Consider the following 15,892-nt stretch of genomic DNA (forward strand, 5'->3'; position numbering starts at 1 on the left):
CGCTGCCGGGTCAGCTCCCGGAACGTCCGCCGCGGAGATCGGTGGCGACCTGTTCAGCACGTGCCTGCCAGGTGTGACCGTGACGAACCTGCTCGACCCGGTCCGTCATGTCCACGAGGGTGCGCCGGTCCTCCCGGAGCTCGACCAGGAGCCGGGCGATGGCCGACGCCGCATAGGCGACCTGGCGTCCCGCCCCGATCCGCTCCACGAGCTCACCGGCGTGGGTCCCCTCCGTGGCGAGCACGGGCTTCCCGTGACCGATGTACTCGAAGAGCTTCACCGGCGCCGCGAAGTCCCGGTACTGGGCGGGCTCCACCGTGAGCAGCGTGAGATGCGCCCGGGCGAACAGCGGGAGCAGCTCATCACCCCGCGCATGGACGATCTCGATCCGCTGCGAATTCGCGAGCGGGTACTCGTGCGCCACCGCTTCCCACGATTCGCGCGGAGTGCAGAACAGCAGTCTCACCCCGTCCGTGGCATCCACCGCCCGGAACAGCTCGTGCATCCGGTAGTAGTCGGACACGTTGCCGACGTACAGGAGCGTCAGCTCGCCGTCGGGGTCCCGACGACTGTCATGGATCGCCGCCCCCGGAGGGAGCTCGGCGACCTGCTCCTGCCGGATCCACGGCACGAACGAGGACATCTTGGTCGAGGGCAGGTAGACCCGGTCCAGCCCGCGGTAGGCCAGCAGCTCCGCGCGGTAGAGGGTCTTCGTCCCGGTCGCGATCAGTCGGCCGACGTCCGCCTGGTAGGCCGGGAACCGCCAGTAGACGTCGCGATAGAACAGACCGGTCGGGACGCGATGGCGGCGCAGCAGGCCCAGCAGCATGAGGTCCACCGCGGGATGCGTGGGCAGATGATGCGGCTCGGTGAGAAGGGTGGGCATGGTCGAGTTCTCCGCGTAGGCGAAGTCGAGCTCCAGGCCCCGCCGCAGGCTCCGGCGGAGCCGGTGCAGCGCCCGCGCACGCTCCGCGCCGTGCCCGGCGATCTCGAGGACGTCGAAGCCGGCGTCCTCGAAGGCTCGGCGCATCTTCGCGGGCCGCACGCCGGAGCCCGTCTGCCTCCCGTGGATCGGGTACGGGGCGTGGAACAGCATCGTCGGCATCAGGAGCCCTCTCCCGGGCCTCGTGCCTCGACGGGTGGATCGATCTGCACCTCGCCGTCGTCCTGCGGGTTCGGCAGGAACCCGCCGCCCCCGGTGAGCCCGGCGAGCGCGGCCTGCTCCGCGAAGGCGGGGACGGCGGCCACGACCTCGTCGAAGCTGCCGGCGGCGGCGACCGCTCCCTCGGACATGTAGAACACGATGTCGCTGTGCTGGATGGTCGCCAGGCGATGGGCGATGGTGATGGTCGTGACGTCCTCGCCGAGATCCCGGATCGCGTCGGTCACCGCCGCCTCGGTCTTGGTGTCCAGGGCGCTGGTCGCCTCATCGAGCACCAGCACGGTGGGCTCGGAGTACATCCCGCGCGCGATGCCCATGCGCTGGCGCTGCCCGCCCGAGAGAGTGGCCCCCCGCTCTCCGAGTCGACCGTGGATCCCCTCGGGGCGAGCCTCGATCACCTCGAGGAGCTGCGCCCGGTCCAGGGCGGTGCGCACCCGTTGCGCGTCGACCTGATCGGGCTCCCAGGTCAGTGCCACGTTCTCGCCGACGGAGACGTCGAACAGCGCGACCTCCTGGGGCACGTACCCGACCGAGGTGCGCCACTGACGCAGCACGGTGGTCATGTCGGTGCCGCCGATGAGGATCCGGCCGGAGCTCGGGGTGAGCAGGCCCAGCAGCAGGTCCACCAGCGTCGACTTGCCGGCCCCGGAGGTCCCGACGACAGCCACGGACGATCCGGCCGGGATCTGCAGGGAGACGCCGTCGACCGCCGGCTCCTCCCGTCCCGGATAGGTGAAGGCGACGTCCTCGAGGACGATGTCGTGCAGCCCCGGCGCGAGGGTGCCGCTGTCCGGCTCCTCCTGCCGTGCGACGGCCTCCCGGGCGAACTCGATGTCGTCGATGATGTAGTCCGCGAACGCCGCGTTGGTCAGGATCCGGTTCTGCGTGGACTGGAAGCGGGTCAGCGAGGGCACCAGTCGGAAGCCGGCCACGGCGAACAGCGCGACCGAGGCCATCGCGGTGGCGGGCGCATCGTCGGGCAGGCCCGAGAGGTAGCCGACACCGCCGACGACGACGAAGCCGCCGACCATCCCGGCGTCCAGCACGAAGCGGGGCATCTGGTTGTAGTACTGCGCGAAGGCGCGGGTGCGGGAGGCCGTCGCGCGCCGCTCGGCGACGATGTCGGCGACCTCTCCCTCGTTGCCCTTGAGCGTCAGCTCCTTCAGGGAGGCGAGGACCTCGCCCAGCAGCCGTACCACCCGCAGCGAGTTGTCACGGTTGCTCGACCCGTTGGCGACCGCCCGCGGGGTGACCACACGGGAGAGCACCAGGGCGATCATGCCGAGATAGGCGAAGGTCGCCAGGGCGATCTTCCAGTCCACGATCACCAGGCCGATGCTGATCACGGAGATCGTGGCGAACTCCGCGACCACGGTCATCGAGGGCATGAGCACGTTCGCCACCACGGCAGCCACCCCGGAGTCGACCATCCGGATGATCTCCTGGGTCGATTTCGAGGTGCGGTCCACCCAGGAGGCGGACATGTAGGAGCGGAACAGCTGCTGGCCGATCGCGACCTCGTGCTGCGCGAAGCGCTGGGTGGCGATCCGGATCGTGAGCAGGTTGAGGAAGCTCTTGATGATGATCAGCCCGACGAAGGCCGCGACCATCACCATCATCTCCTCGAAGGTCTGCAGGCGCCAGCCGACGACGGGGATCGTGACGGTGGTCCCCGGCGACATCAGGGCCGGGATCACCAGCGCGATCGCGCCCAGGGCGACCACGTCCAGCAGTGCCAGCACGCTCATGACCAGACCGAAGGTGACCAGGAAGCGTCGGGAGTCCCGGGGCAGCACCGAGAGAGTGCGCCGGACGATCCGGATGGTCTGCTTCATGGGGTGTTCTCCTCGGTCATCGATGCTCGCCCTCCGTGCGGGACTCGGCACCGGCGTGTCCGGTGCCCGCTCAACAGGCGAGATCCAGCTCGTACAGAGCGTACGGTCCATCCTCGGCGACCAGCGTGAGCCGGTGCGGGGGATGTCATGGACGCCACTCCACCGTGCAGAGGCCTCCGGGTTCATCGCCCGTCCGTTGTGCTCGGAGGTGTCGCGGTACAGGTGCGTGGGGCCGATCTGTGCCGCGGCCGCGCAGACCTCTGCATGCGCGTTCGCCTGCGGCGCGTCCACGCGCGGAGCGTACCGTGCCAGGAGGGCGGCCTCCGGGGTCAGCGGCTGGGACATGGTCGGGAACACCGTCTTGATCCCGCCGACCGACCAGTACAGCGGTGCGCCGTCCAGCGGGTCCGCGAGCACCACCGCGTCCTGCGGCAGCTCGGCGGCGGTGCGCTCGATGAACGCGCGTTCCTCCGGCGTGACGTACGGGGACAGCTGCACGCCGTAGGCCGTGTACGCGAGCGATCCCATCAGCGGCAGCCGGGACGGCGCGAGCACCCCGGCGACGACGGTGAGCACCACCAGCAGGGTGCCGGTCGGGGCCAGCAGGGCATGGGCCCGACCGCGCTCCGCGCCCGCCAGCGCTCGCATCCCCCGCGCGAGCAGGAGCAGCAGCAGGCAGATCATCAGCGGAGCGATCCGTTCACGGGCTCCGTACCACGGGTTCACCAAGGCGGCCGCGAGCGGCGAGTCGGCCTGTGTGGCGATGCCCAGGACGACTGCGGCCACCACTCCGGTGGCGGCGGTGATCCCGACTGCCTCTCGAGCCCGCAGTGCGAACACGGCACCCAGCAGGGCGAACAACCAGATCGCCGCGACCGGCCACAGGGGGGCGCCGATCACCGGGATGCGCGGGGAGTCGACGAGGATCTCCCACAGCACCTCCCCCCGTCCCTGCGCGGACCTGGTCATGTCCATCCCGCCCAGCACCGCCCCCGAGACGAGCACGAACGCCGCTGCCGCCGTCAGCGCGGCGACCACCTGGACCGCCCCTCGGCGATACCGGCCCTCGAGGATCCGGAGCACCCCGCCGACCAGGAGGCGCAGCCCTGCCACCACGACGGCCGAGAACAGCATCGAGGGGTGCGCCAGGGCGGTACCGAGGACCAGGGCGCCGTGCCCGATCACCGCTGTCGGCGCGAGCCCGCCGGGCCGCCGCTCCAGGAGTCGGAGCACCGCACCGATCGCGACGGGCAGGCAGAGGGCACCGAGGACGATCGGCCAGAGACCCATCACCAGCCCCATCGCCGGAACGCTCAGGAAGAGCGTCGAGGCGGCGGTCGCGAGGACGGCCGGGGCCACGCCCGCGCGTCCCGCCGGCGCGAGCATCATGAGCATTGCCCCGACCGCCGAGGGGCTCGCCGCCAGCATCGCGAGCAGGAGTGCGTTCGCGGCGGGGATCGGGTCCCACGGCAGCAGCGCGGCGAGGGCGTCGAAGACCACCGGGTAGTACGTGGGGGTGCCGTAGATGTCGACCAGGGCGGTGGTGAGGAACGCATCGCCGCCATCGCGGATGGTCGCGATCGCCGAGAGGTGGAAGAAGGAGTCGTAGCTGCCGTTGAGGGTGGAGATCCCGCCCATCCGCCGCGTGGCCGCGGCCACCACTGCGAGGCCCCCGAGCACGCCGACCGCGGTGACCGCCGCGGTCCGGGGACCGTCCTCGCGATGCCGTCGTCCGGCGTCCTCGCACCGCTCCGCGAGATGGCGTCCTGCGCCCCGGCTGCGCCGGCACCGGGCGCGGCGCAGCAGGACGGCAAGGGCGCAGATGCCTGTCGTCGCCGCCAGCACGGTCCCCGCGCTCCACGGGATGTGCAGGACATGGAACAGGCCCCCGAGGCCGACGACGAGCAGCACCGTGACCACCGGGGAGACGCCCCACGGCACCGGCACCCGGGCCCCGACCGTTCGCAGCAGGAAGAGACCGGGGACGGCGAGCAGGGCCCACGCGGCGAGCACGGGCAGGACCCAGCTCATCGCTGCTGCTCCGCTGCGGCGACAGAGCGGGTCGGAGCGCTCATGCGGCGGCAGAGTCCTCGGTCAGCGCCCGTTCATAGGCGGCGACCAGGATCTCGGGGTCGCGATGGGCGAGAGCGAATCGCCGCGCCCGGTGGCTCTCCTCGGCATAGCGCTCAGGGACGGACAGCTCCAGCACGCGCTGCACGGCGGCCTGGACGTCTGCCACCACCCAGCCGCTGTCGTAGAGCGTGCCCGGACCCCCGTAGTCCGCCGCATCGGGCCAGTCCCGGATGACGGCTGGGCATCCCGCGGCCAGGCCCTCCATCACGGACTCGTGGGTCCCTTCGTGGCGCGAGGACGAGAGGATCACCCCGGATCCCGCGAGCAGGGCGGGCACGTCGTCGCGGCGGCCGAGCTGCTGGACCGCCTCGGGGCCCAGCTCCTCCAACCTGCGACGGACTCGTCGGCGATACGCGCCGTCGGCAGAGGAGGCGGCAGGCAGCCCCGGACCGATCAGGCGCAGACGGTACCGGGGGTCATGCGTCCGCAGGCGCGCGAGGACCTCGAGAGAGAACAGCACGTCCTTGACCTCCCGGAGCCAGCCGACCTGCACGAGCAGGTGACGATCCCGATCCGGTCCGGGTGTCGGGCCGAGCCCCCGCGCAAGCAGGTTGCCCACCTGCACCCCCTCGACGTCGGCGAAGGCGGGGACGGCGCTCCGGAGCAGATTCCACACCGGCGGGGAGACATACAGCATCCGGTCGATGCGGGCATGGTCGTGCAGCAGGGGGAACGGCGTGAAGGCTTCGAAGCGATGCAGGCGTGCCATCAGCTTCCGCGGCGCACGGTCCAGAAGGGTCACCCAGGTCAGGACATGATGGCTCCACTCCACCAGTGCCACGTCCGCCCAGTCGTAGGCCTCGGCCATCTCCGGCGGCGTGGGCATCCGTCGCCCGGACACCACCAGGTCGTAGCGGCCGCGGAGGATCCGCTCCCGGTCCGGGAAACCCGGCCCGGCGAGATCGTCGACCTCGATCTCGCGCACCTCGAAGCGGCCGGTTCCGCGCAGGGCGTCGAGGACGGGACGGATGAAGGTCCAGTTCTCCTGCGCGATCACCAGCAGGCGGGTCCGCTTGCCGCCGCGCTCCCGGGGAGCCGGGCGCACGGGCACGCTCGCCGCCGGGACGGGGGCACCCAGCATGAGGGCCCCCGTCTCCGAGCTCCGCAACGGTTCCAGGAACGTCTCCGGGTCGGCCGCCAGCGGAGAGCCACCGGCCTGGTGCAGCGAGGGATCGAAGCTGATGCGCAGCGCCTTGTCGTACCAGCGCAGACTCGCGTCGGTCCGGCCGCGGGCGAGGTCGCGGTCGGCGAGGGCGAGCAGCGTCTCCACGTCCCGGGGCCAGTCGGCGCGGTGAGGGTCAGCCGTCAGCCGCTGCTGCGCCGAGAAATAGGTGCCCCTCCCTCCGATGGCGCCGGGCAGACGGCGGGCGAGCCGCGACCCGACACGGATCACCCGCTCGACGAGCCGACGGGGCCGGTCACGCACCGCCGGCGGGTCCGTCCGGACGGACCACGCGCCCCTCGCGCGCACTCTCGAGCACGGCCTCGACGGTGCGGACGGTGTGCAGGCCCTCACGCATGGTGACGATGTTGGAAGCATCGCCACCGATCGAGTCGCGGAAGGCCTGATGCTCGGTGGCCAGCGGCTCCTGGCGCTGCAGGGCGTACCGGATCGAGTCACCCTCGCTGACCCCGCGGAACGAGGCCATCGACTCCCACAGATTGGTGGCCGCATCGGCGTTGGCGAAGAACGTGAGGTCGGCGTTGAGGGTGTCGGCCACCAGGGCACCCTTCTCCCCCGTCACCACGGTGACGCGCTCCTTGAAGGGAGTCAGCCAGTTCACCAGGTGGTTGGTGATCGTGTCGTCCTCGAGCCGGCCCGCGATCGAGACCATGTCCTCGTCCTGGCGGCCGGAGCGCCGCGTGGACGTCGCCGCGACCGAAGCGTACGGGGACTGCGCCACCCAGGCGGTGAGATCCAGGTCGTGGGTAGCCAGATCCTTGACCACCCCGACATCCGCGATCCGGGCCGGGAACCCGCCCTGGCGCCGGGTGACGATCTGATAGATCTCCCCCAGCTGACCGTCAGCGATGCGCTTGCGCATCTCCTGCAGGGCCGGGTTGTACCGCTCGATATAACCGACCGCTCCGACCAGCCCGGCCTTCTCGAACACGGCGGTGATCTCCTCCGCTTCACCGATGTCGAAAGCCAGCGGCTTCTCGACCAGCGTGTGCACCCCCGCCTCCGCCAGCGCGATCGCCACGTCCCGATGGAACTGGGTGGGCACCGCCACCACCGCATAGTCGATGCCCGCCGCGATCAGCGACTCCACATCCGGCAGCACCTCGAGCCCCGCGGCCGCGCCGTGCGGATCCCCATGGGCGTCCGCGACCGCGACCAGCTCCACCCCCTCCAGGGACTGGAGGTTGCGGGCATGATGGCGCCCCATCATCCCCAGACCGATCAGCCCGGCCCGCAGCGTCTGCTTCGTCCCCATGCTCATGCCCCCGCCTTCGCCACAGTGTTCACAGCCGCCACGATCCGTTCCCGATCCATGTCCGAGAGGCTCGGATGCACCGGCAGCGACAGCACCTCACGAGCCAGCATCTCCGTCACCGGCAGATCCACCTCGGTCCGGAAGGTCGCCAACCGGTGCACCGGGGTCGGGTAATACACCCCGCACCCCACCAGGTGCTCCTTCCGCAGCGCGGCCGCGAACGCGTCCCGCTCCTGTGCCGAGGCACCCTCGATCCGGATCGTGTACTGGTGGTAGACGTGCGTAGCCCCCTCGCGCACCACCGGCGTCACCACCCCGGCCAGGTTCGCATCGAAGAACTGTGCGTTCTCCTGCCGCATCGTCGTCCATGCCGGGAGCTTGCCCAGCTGGATGCGACCGATCGCCGCATGGATATCCGTCATGCGATTGTTGAAGCCGGCGACCTCGTTCGCGTACTGCGCCTCCATGCCCTGGTTGCGCAGCAGCCGCACCTGACGCGCGATCTCCGGCGTGGCGCAGGAGACCATCCCACCCTCCCCCGAGGTCATGTTCTTCGTCGGATACAGCGAGAACATCCCGCCCTGCCCGAAGGTCCCCACCTGCGCGCCCTGCCACGTCGCGCCATGCGCCTGCGCCGCATCCTCGAACACCCACAGACCATGCCGCTCCGCGATCGCCAGCAGCTGATCCATCGGCGCCGGATGCCCGTACAGGTGCACCGGCTGGATCCCCACCGTCCGCTTAGTGATCGCGGCCTCGACCGCCGCCGGATCGATGGTGAACGTCTCCGGATCCACGTCCACGAACACCGGCGTCGCCCCGCACACGGCGACGGTGTTCGCGGTTGCCGCGAAGGTGAACGAGGGCACGATCACCTCATCACCCACCCCCAGACCCAGCGCCAGCATCCCCAGATGCTGCCCCGAGGTGCCGGAGTTCACCGCCACCACCTCCCGGCCACCCGCCAACGCCGCCGAGAACTCCTCCTCGAACGCCGCCACCTCCGGCCCCTGCGCCACCATGCCCGAAGCCAGCACGCGATCCACCGCGTCCCGCTCCTCCTGACCGATCAACGGCTTCGCCGGAGGGATCATCGTAAGTTCGGTGTTCATACGGCGGGACCATCCTGTACGTCGTCGGTGAGTTCGGCCGGGCGCGGCGCGTCGGCCAGAGAGGCGGAGGCCAGGAGCAGCCCGCCGGTGGAGTCATCGGGGATGTACCACTCCCCCGTGGCCGGGCACACCCAGGCATCCGTGCCGTCGGCGGCCGGGATCAGCTTCTCACCGGAGCGGCCGACCCACCCCAGCCGGCGGGCGGGAACCCCCGCCACCAGGGCGTGCGGCGGAACGTCCTTGACCACCGTGGCACCGGCGGCGACCATCGCCCAGGCCCCGATGGTCACCGGGGCCACGCACACGGCGCGGGCTCCGATCGAGGCACCGGTCTGGCAGACCACACCGACGGGCTCCCAGTCGGAGGCTGACTTGGGCGTGAGATCAGGGTTCACCGCTCGCGGGAAGTGGTCGTTGGTGAACACTGCGGCAGGGCCGACGAAGACGCCATCGGCCAGCCTCGCGGGCTCGTAGACCAGCGCGTAGTTCTGGACCTTGCAACCGTCGCCCAGCTGCACGCCCGAGCCGATATAGGCACCGCGGCCGATCACGCAGCCGGCGCCGAGGCGGGCGCCCTCGCGCACCTGGGCGAGATGCCAGACGGAGCTGCCGTCGCCGATGGTCGCGTCGTTCGAGATATCGGCCCCCGGGGCGACCCGGTAGGCAGGGGTTTCGCTCATGCAGCCGACGATACCGCGAGCAGCCGTGACGGTCCGGGAGGAACGCCCCGCGCTCACGCGGGATGGATGATCATCCACAGGATGTTCACGCGGTGATCGATCCGGGTTCATGCGAGCCTGCCCCTCCGCTCACCGCGCGGAGCGCAGCTTCTCCCCCTTGGCCAGCGCGATCTCACGCAGCTCCGCCTGGAAGGCCACCATCCGGGCGCGCAGGCGTTCGGCCTCGGCGTCCCCACCGGCGGCGAGGATCCGGGCGGCGAGCAGGCCGGCGTTGCGGGCACCGCCGATGGAGACGGTCGCGACCGGCACCCCGGCGGGCATCTGCACGATCGAGAGCAGGGAGTCCATGCCGTCGAGGTGCTTCAGCGGCACCGGCACCCCGATCACCGGCAGCGGAGTGAGGGAGGCGAGCATGCCGGGCAGGTGCGCGGCGCCGCCGGCCCCGGCGATCACCACCCGCAGCCCGCGCTCGGCGGCACTGCGCCCCCAGGTGATCATGTCCTCAGGCATCCGGTGGGCGGAGACCACCTCGACGGAGCAGGCGATCCCGAACTCCGCGAGCGCCTCCTCGGCGGCCTTCATCACCGGGTGGTCGGAGTCCGAGCCCATCACGATGCCAACCCGCGGGCTGGGAGCGGTGTCGTTACCGGGGTGCTGCGTCATGGGTTCCTCCGTCGTCGGGTCCGCGATCGTGCGGTCATGGGTGGGTCGTCGGGTCGCGAGAGGGTCGTGGGAGCGGGTCAGGTGCCCACGGGGGTCTCGGGCCCGTCGATGATCAGCCGCTCGGCGCGATGGGCGCGGGCGAGCAGGTCCTCGGGATCGTCACCGACCAGGGTGACGTGACCGATCTTCCGCCCGGGCCGCACGGACTTGCCGTAGAGATGGATCTTCAGTGCGGGATTCGCGGCGAGCGCGGCATGAGCACCGGGGGCGAGATCCTCCGCCGCGCCGCCGAGGAGGTTCACCATCACCGAGACCGGGGCGAGCGGAGTGGTGGATCCCAGCGGAAGATCGGCGACGGCGCGCAGGTGCTGTTCGAACTGGCCGGTCACCGCGCCGTCCATGGACCAGTGGCCGGTGTTGTGGGGGCGCATGGCGAGCTCGTTGACGAGCACCTCCCCCTCCGCAGTCTCGAACAGCTCCACAGCGAGCATCCCGGTGACTCCCAGGTCCTCCGCGATCGCGAGAGCGAGGCCCTGGATCCGCTGCTGGGCGGAGGCATCGAGATCGGGGGCAGGGGCGACCACCTCGTAGCAGACCCCGTCCTTCTGCACGGACTGCACCACCGGATAGGCCACGGCCTCGCCTCCGGGCCGGCGCGCGACCTGGGCGGAGAGCTCCCGGGTGAAGGGCACCAGCTCCTCGGCGAGCAGCTCTCCGTGCTGGGCGAGCCAGTCATCCGCCTGGTCGGCGCCGTCCACGATCCGCACTCCGTGGGCGTCGTATCCACCGCGCGGGGTCTTGACCACGATCCGCCCCTCGGTCTCGGCGAGCGCCGCGGCGAGATCGTCCGCGCTGCTGATCCGCCACCAGCGCGGGCAGGGATGGCCGAGCGCGGTGAGTCGTTCGCGCATGACCAGCTTGTCCTGGGCGTGGACGAGGGCAGCGGGCCCGGGGCGCACGGCGGTGGCACCTTCCTGTTCGAGCCGTCCGAGGATCTCTGTGGGCACGTGCTCATGGTCGAAGGTGATCACCTCCACGTCCGCGGCGAGCGCCCTGACGGCCTGTTCGTCATCGTGCCTTCCCAGCCTCACCCGCGCCGCGACAGCCGCTGCGCTCTCGGCAGGGTCGGTGGCCAGCACCGGTGTGGTCAGCCCCAGTTCGATGGCGGGACCGAGCATCATCCGGGCCAGCTGCCCGGCACCGATGATGCCTACGCTGCGGGCGCCGCGGGCAGCGGCATCGGAGGTGGCGGAGGACGGGACGGGACGGGGCGGGGTCTCTGGCACGGCGGCCAGTGTACGAGGTCAGTCCCGGGAGCGGGGGCGGCGTCGCACCACGGACCCCTGGGGCAGGGAATCCAGGTCGTCCCCACCGGAGCGGGCGCCGATGACACCGCTCGGTGACATGTCGGCACGCCCGGTGCGCGGGGCGCGGCCGCTCCGCCCGGCTCGGGTTTCACGCCCGCCGCGGTGGGGCCGCCCGGATCGCAGGTCCTCGGAGTCGCCCTCCCCGTCCTCCTCGCCCGGTGCGGAGATCAGGAAGACGCCGAAGGTCGCGGGCTGTTCGGTGAGCAGTTCGAGCCGACCGCCGTCGTCCTCGACCAGGGTGCGGGCCAACGCCAGGCCGACGCCCGTGCCGCTCGAGCTGCTCCCGGAGACGGAGCGTTCGAAGATCTGGGCCCCGAGCTCCGCATCGATGCCGCCACCCTCGTCGGCGACCTCGACGACGGTCGAGTGGTCGTTGCGGCGCACCTTGACCGTGGTCCGTCCGCCCCCGTGGGCCAGGGCGTTCTCGATGAGGGTCGCGATGACCTGGGTGAGCGGTCCCGTCGACCCCCAGACCGCTGCAGAGCGCGGCACCTGCACCCGCAGCTCGCGGCCGGCCCGACGATAGGCCGGGGACCACTCCTCGCTCTGCTGCGTCAGCACGGTGCGCAGCTCCACCACCCCCGGAGTGCGGCGCTGGGAGGAACGAGGAGCGTTGATGAGATCGTGGACGACCTCGGTGAGACGATCGATCTGCTCGAGGGAGATGCGGGCCTCCTCGCGCACCCATTCCTCGGAGCTCACGGCCAGGATCTCGTCCAGCCGCATCGACAGGGCGGTCAGCGGCGTGCGCAGCTGATGGGAGGCGTCGGAGGCGAGCCGGCTCTCGGCCTCCAGGCGTTCGTTGAGCATCGCGCCGGAACGGGCGAGCTCCTCGGCCACATCGTCGATCTCGGCGATGCCCGAGACGGACCACGGACCGCGCGAACGACCTGATCCCATCTCCTCGGCGCGTCGGCTGAGCCGGGCCAGGGGCATCGAGATGCGCTGCGCCTGCCACAGCGCCACCGAGACACCGATCGACAGCGCAGCGAGTCCCGCGACGATGATCAGCACCCAGGCGCTCGCGGTGTGGGCGCGCACGTCGGACTGCGGGATGTACACCGAGACGGACTGGCCGAAGGCGCCGTTGGTGTTCGTCTTCAGAGGGTCCTGCCCCGGCGGGTCTCCGGCGGTGTAGGTGACGTCCTCGTAGGTGACGGTGATGGCGATGTTCAGGTCCGACTGCTCATCGACACGACGCTGCAGCAGCGTCTCGTCGATCTCCCCGCCTTCCTGGAGCCGGGTCTCGGTGTCCACCCGCACCTTGTCCACGATGACGTTCGCCTGGTTGCTGAGGGTCTGCTTGTTCAGCTGGAGCCAGGAGTAGCCCAGCGGGATGCCGAGCATGAGCACGGCCAGCAGCACGGTGATGATGGTGGCCTGCAGCACGCGCTGCCGCACGGGTCAGCTCTCCGCGCCGGTCTCGAAGCGGAAGCCCACACCCCTCACCGTGGTGATCCGGCGGGGATCGGTGGCGTCGTCGCCGAGCTTGCGGCGCAGCCAGGAGACGTGCATGTCGAGGGTCTTCGTGGAGCCCCACCACTCCGCGCCCCACACCTCGCGCATCAGGTCGTCGCGGGTGACGACGCTGCCGGATTCCCTCACCAGGACGGTGAGCAGGTCGTACTCCTTGGCGGAGAGGCTCAGCTCCTCGCCGTCGGCGTAGGCGCGGCGGGCGGAGACCTCGAGGGTCACGCCGTTGACGTCGTAGGTGTCGCCGGAGTCCTCCGTCGCCTGGGAGCGCCGCATCAGGGCGCGGATGCGGGCCTGCAGCTCTCCGAGACGGAAGGGCTTGGTGACGTAGTCGTCGGCGCCGGCGTCGAGGCCCACCACCGCGTCGACCTCGTCCGCGCGGGCGGTGAGGATCAGGATCGGGCATTCGAGCCCGCCCTTGCGCAGTCTCCGGGCGACCTCGAGACCATCCAGGTCGGGCAGGCCGAGATCGAGGATGACCAGGTCGATCGACTCCGCTCCGGCGGCGATCGCCAGCGCGTCCATCCCTCGGGAGGCGCGCGTGACGGTGTACCCCTCCCGGTCCAGCGCGCGGGAGAGCGGTTCAGCGATGGCGGAGTCGTCCTCGACGAGAAGCAGTCGTGTCACGCGGTCCATCCTATGACGATGCCGGCAGAGTCTTCCCCGATCCGGTGTCCGGTCGGGCATGGCCCCATCATCACAGGTCGATCCGGCGCAGCAACCTCCATGAGGTCACCGGGCGCGCTCACAGGCCCAGATCCAGTGGGGCGGAGCGGTCGCGCCGCATCTCCCGGACATGGATGTCACCGATCCCGTGCAGCTCGACCTCCTCACCGTCCGTGAAGGAGAAGCCACCGGGCAGGGCCTGCTCGATCGCAGTGCACGTCTCCGCGTCGACCACCACCGAGCCGGGCCGGGCCACCGACTCCATGCGTGCGGCGAGGTTCACCACCGGGCCGAAGACGTCCCCGTAGCGCGAGAACATCGATCCCCAGGCCAGGCCCACCCTGATCGGTGGGAGGTCCGGGGACTCGGTGATCGCCTCCGCGAGGCTGATGGCGATCTGAGCACCGTCCTCCGGCGTGTCGGCCAGGAACATGATCTCGTCGCCGACGGTCTTGACCACTCGGCCGCCGCCGACGGAGATGACGTCGCGGCTGAGGGACTCGAAGCGGCCCACCATGTCGGCGAGCTCGGTGCCGGGAAGGTCCTGGGCGATCCGGGTGAACTGGACCAGGTCGGCGAAGCCGATGGCCCGCTGCAGCGGGAACAGCTCGTCGGTGTCGCGATGCAGCACCTCGCTGCCGGCGCGGGCCGCATAGGCGGACAGCTGTCGGCGGAAGGTGAACATCACCTGCGATTCGAAGGTCTCCAGCAGCTCCGGGATGGAGTCGAGCATCTGCTGGCGCGCCTGGGCGTCGTCGAGCCCGTCGGCGTACTTCGCCTCATCCACCAGCGCTTCCGTGATCCACATCGCCAGGCGGCCCATGTGGAAGCCCATGCCGCGCGAGATGCTCGAGAAGGCGCGCTCGCTGATCACCCCCTCCTCGACGATCGCGGCGAGGTCACCGATCGCATACGCGTCCTCATCGGTGAACACCACGGTGTCCTCGTCGACGGGGGTGAAGCCGAGGGAGCGCCAGTAGACGGAGGTGAGCCGTTCGGGGATGTCCTGCTGCTGGGCGAGATCACGACGGGAGTACTTGCGCGGGCCCTGCAGCAGGATCTTCTCGAGCGCACCGACGCTGCGGCGCACCGCTGCGAAGCGACGGTTCAGGTCGAGGATCTCCTGATCGCCCAGGGAGCCCGCCCCGGCCTCACCCTGTGAGAGGTCGGGCAGCTCCGCCGTCTCCACCGGGACGGCCTCCTGCGGCGCCGACGGCTCCCGCTCCGCGGGGGCCTCCGCAGGATCCGTGGTGCTCTCCAGCTCTTCCATGCCTCCGCTCACGTGCCGTGCTCCTCCTGCTCGATGCCCATCGCATCATGTGTCGTGGGCCGGGCGGGTCCGTCCGGTCGCAGATGCCGCACATCGCCGATGTCCACGGCCGTCCTGCCGCCTCCCGCGAGGTCGACCATCAGACGGCCCTGCGCATCGATCGCCTGCGCGATGCCGTGCAGGGAGGGCGGGTGCGTTCCGCCCGTCCCCGTCTCCCCCAGAGGGTCGACCCGCACCGCACGCCCCAGTGTGAGGCACGTCATAGTGTAGCGCCCGTGAGTGCCCGCCGAGACACCGTCTCCCTCTGCGGACTCCAGCCGGTCCAGCTCCGTCCACAGCGCTGCGGTCAGTGCTTGCTCGAGACGCTCCCTGAGCATGCGGCCCGATTCCTCGCCGTGCCCCGCCGCCACGCCGTCGACACCGCACAGCCAGGCCGCGCCGGGCACCGCCCGGCCGTCGGCCTGCAGGACCGGCCCGCGCAGGTTCATGCCGATGCCGAGCAGCACGAGGTCCGGACCGCGGCCCTCGACGAGGATCCCGCCGAGCTTGCGGCCGTCCTCGGTGTGCAGATCGTTGGGCCATTTCAGCCCGATCCGGTGTTGCTCGGCCCCGGCTTCCCCCAGCACCTGGTCGAGGGCGGTGAGCGCCGCGACCCCGGCGGCCAGGGAGAACCATCCGCGACGGTCCGGGGTGAGCCGGCTGCGGTGGACGTAGGTGAGGGCGAGACCCACACCGTCGGGGCTCTCGAAGGATCGGCCCAGCCGGCCCCGACCCCCGCGCTGGTGCCGGGCGGTGAGGGCGAAGGGCACCGGCTGCCCGTCGGTCGCGCAGCGGGCGGCCTCGTCCTGGGTCGAGTCCACCTCCTCCAGGCGGAGGATCTCCAGCGGCCCGTGCGCAGTGGCATCTGTCCGTTCCATCACGCCTCCCCCTCCCATCTCGCCGGTGCCGGCCCTGTCGTGCCCGGCGCTCTGCTCTGCACCCCGGTGACGCCACGCGCGGTCGCAGGACCGGCCGTCGCCGTCGGGCGTGGGTAGCGTAGTATCCCGGTGTCCATCCGCCGGAACAGATGGCGGCCTCGCAGGCCGCAGCAGGA

General features: G+C 71.0%; 12 protein-coding genes. All 12 read right to left on the reverse strand.

Annotated features, from left to right (window positions below; translation table 11 throughout):
* Window positions 1–10 precede the first annotated feature (10 nt).
* Entirely contained in the window at window positions 11–1,105 is a 1,095-nt protein-coding gene (locus tag CFK39_RS02855; protein WP_089064195.1) for a glycosyltransferase family protein, read from the reverse strand.
* Complete coding sequence (locus tag CFK39_RS16630; RefSeq protein ID WP_245822858.1) at window positions 1,105–5,028, reverse strand: ABC transporter ATP-binding protein; 3,924 nt, start codon at window positions 5,026–5,028, stop codon at window positions 1,105–1,107. Before CFK39_RS16630 ends, CFK39_RS02855 begins: the two co-directional genes overlap by 1 nt.
* A 40-nt stretch (window positions 5,029–5,068) precedes the next feature.
* A complete protein-coding gene (locus CFK39_RS02865) occupies window positions 5,069–6,556 on the reverse strand; it encodes a glycosyltransferase (RefSeq protein WP_157697038.1) in 1,488 nt (495 codons plus the stop codon).
* Window positions 6,549–7,568, reverse strand: coding sequence for a Gfo/Idh/MocA family protein (locus CFK39_RS02870; protein WP_089064197.1), 1,020 nt, complete (start codon window positions 7,566–7,568; stop codon window positions 6,549–6,551). The genes CFK39_RS02865 and CFK39_RS02870 overlap by 8 nt, the downstream gene beginning before the upstream one ends.
* A 2-nt stretch (window positions 7,569–7,570) precedes the next feature.
* Window positions 7,571–8,680 carry a DegT/DnrJ/EryC1/StrS family aminotransferase gene (locus tag CFK39_RS02875; protein ID WP_089064198.1) on the reverse strand — a complete coding sequence of 370 codons (1,110 nt, stop codon included), beginning with the start codon at window positions 8,678–8,680 and terminating at the stop codon, window positions 7,571–7,573.
* Window positions 8,677–9,360 (reverse strand): acyltransferase, encoded by a 684-nt coding sequence (locus CFK39_RS02880; protein WP_089064199.1) that lies wholly within the window; start codon window positions 9,358–9,360, stop codon window positions 8,677–8,679. The genes CFK39_RS02875 and CFK39_RS02880 overlap by 4 nt, the downstream gene beginning before the upstream one ends.
* Before the next feature lie 129 nt (window positions 9,361–9,489).
* Window positions 9,490–10,023, reverse strand: a complete 534-nt coding sequence (gene purE / locus CFK39_RS02885; RefSeq protein WP_089064200.1) for a 5-(carboxyamino)imidazole ribonucleotide mutase — start codon at window positions 10,021–10,023, stop codon at window positions 9,490–9,492.
* Window positions 10,024–10,100: 77 nt separating this feature from the next.
* On the reverse strand, window positions 10,101–11,309 hold the full coding sequence (locus tag CFK39_RS02890; protein ID WP_089064201.1) for a 5-(carboxyamino)imidazole ribonucleotide synthase: 1,209 nt from the start codon (window positions 11,307–11,309) through the stop codon (window positions 10,101–10,103).
* An 18-nt stretch (window positions 11,310–11,327) separates the two neighbouring features.
* Entirely contained in the window at window positions 11,328–12,791 is a 1,464-nt protein-coding gene (locus CFK39_RS02895; RefSeq protein ID WP_089064202.1) for an ATP-binding protein, read from the reverse strand.
* A 3-nt stretch (window positions 12,792–12,794) separates the two neighbouring features.
* Entirely contained in the window at window positions 12,795–13,490 is a 696-nt protein-coding gene (locus tag CFK39_RS02900; RefSeq protein ID WP_089066261.1) for a response regulator transcription factor, read from the reverse strand.
* Window positions 13,491–13,608: 118 nt separating this feature from the next.
* Window positions 13,609–14,811 (reverse strand): adenylate/guanylate cyclase domain-containing protein, encoded by a 1,203-nt coding sequence (locus CFK39_RS02905; RefSeq protein WP_089064203.1) that lies wholly within the window; start codon window positions 14,809–14,811, stop codon window positions 13,609–13,611.
* Complete coding sequence (locus CFK39_RS02910) at window positions 14,808–15,716, reverse strand: biotin--[acetyl-CoA-carboxylase] ligase (protein WP_245822860.1); 909 nt, start codon at window positions 15,714–15,716, stop codon at window positions 14,808–14,810. The genes CFK39_RS02905 and CFK39_RS02910 overlap by 4 nt, the downstream gene beginning before the upstream one ends.
* Window positions 15,717–15,892 lie beyond the last annotated feature (176 nt).

Origin of the sequence: Brachybacterium avium, from assembly GCF_002216795.1 — a bacterium.
Classification (GTDB): Bacteria; Actinomycetota; Actinomycetes; order Actinomycetales; family Dermabacteraceae; genus Brachybacterium; species Brachybacterium avium.

Bases quoted from the DNA above. Each gene is read 5' to 3' on its own strand.
- CFK39_RS02855 (WP_089064195.1), bottom strand. From the start codon at position 1,105: ATGCCGACGATGCTGTTCCACGCCCCGTACCCGATCCACGGGAGGCAG.
- CFK39_RS16630 (WP_245822858.1), bottom strand. From the start codon at position 5,028: ATGAGCTGGGTCCTGCCCGTGCTCGCCGCGTGGGCCCTGCTCGCCGTC.
- CFK39_RS02870 (WP_089064197.1), bottom strand. From the start codon at position 7,568: ATGGGGACGAAGCAGACGCTGCGGGCCGGGCTGATCGGTCTGGGGATG.
- CFK39_RS02875 (WP_089064198.1), bottom strand. From the start codon at position 8,680: ATGAACACCGAACTTACGATGATCCCTCCGGCGAAGCCGTTGATCGGT.
- CFK39_RS02880 (WP_089064199.1), bottom strand. From the start codon at position 9,360: ATGAGCGAAACCCCTGCCTACCGGGTCGCCCCGGGGGCCGATATCTCG.
- purE (WP_089064200.1), bottom strand. From the start codon at position 10,023: ATGACGCAGCACCCCGGTAACGACACCGCTCCCAGCCCGCGGGTTGGC.
- CFK39_RS02910 (WP_245822860.1), bottom strand. From the start codon at position 15,716: ATGGAACGGACAGATGCCACTGCGCACGGGCCGCTGGAGATCCTCCGC.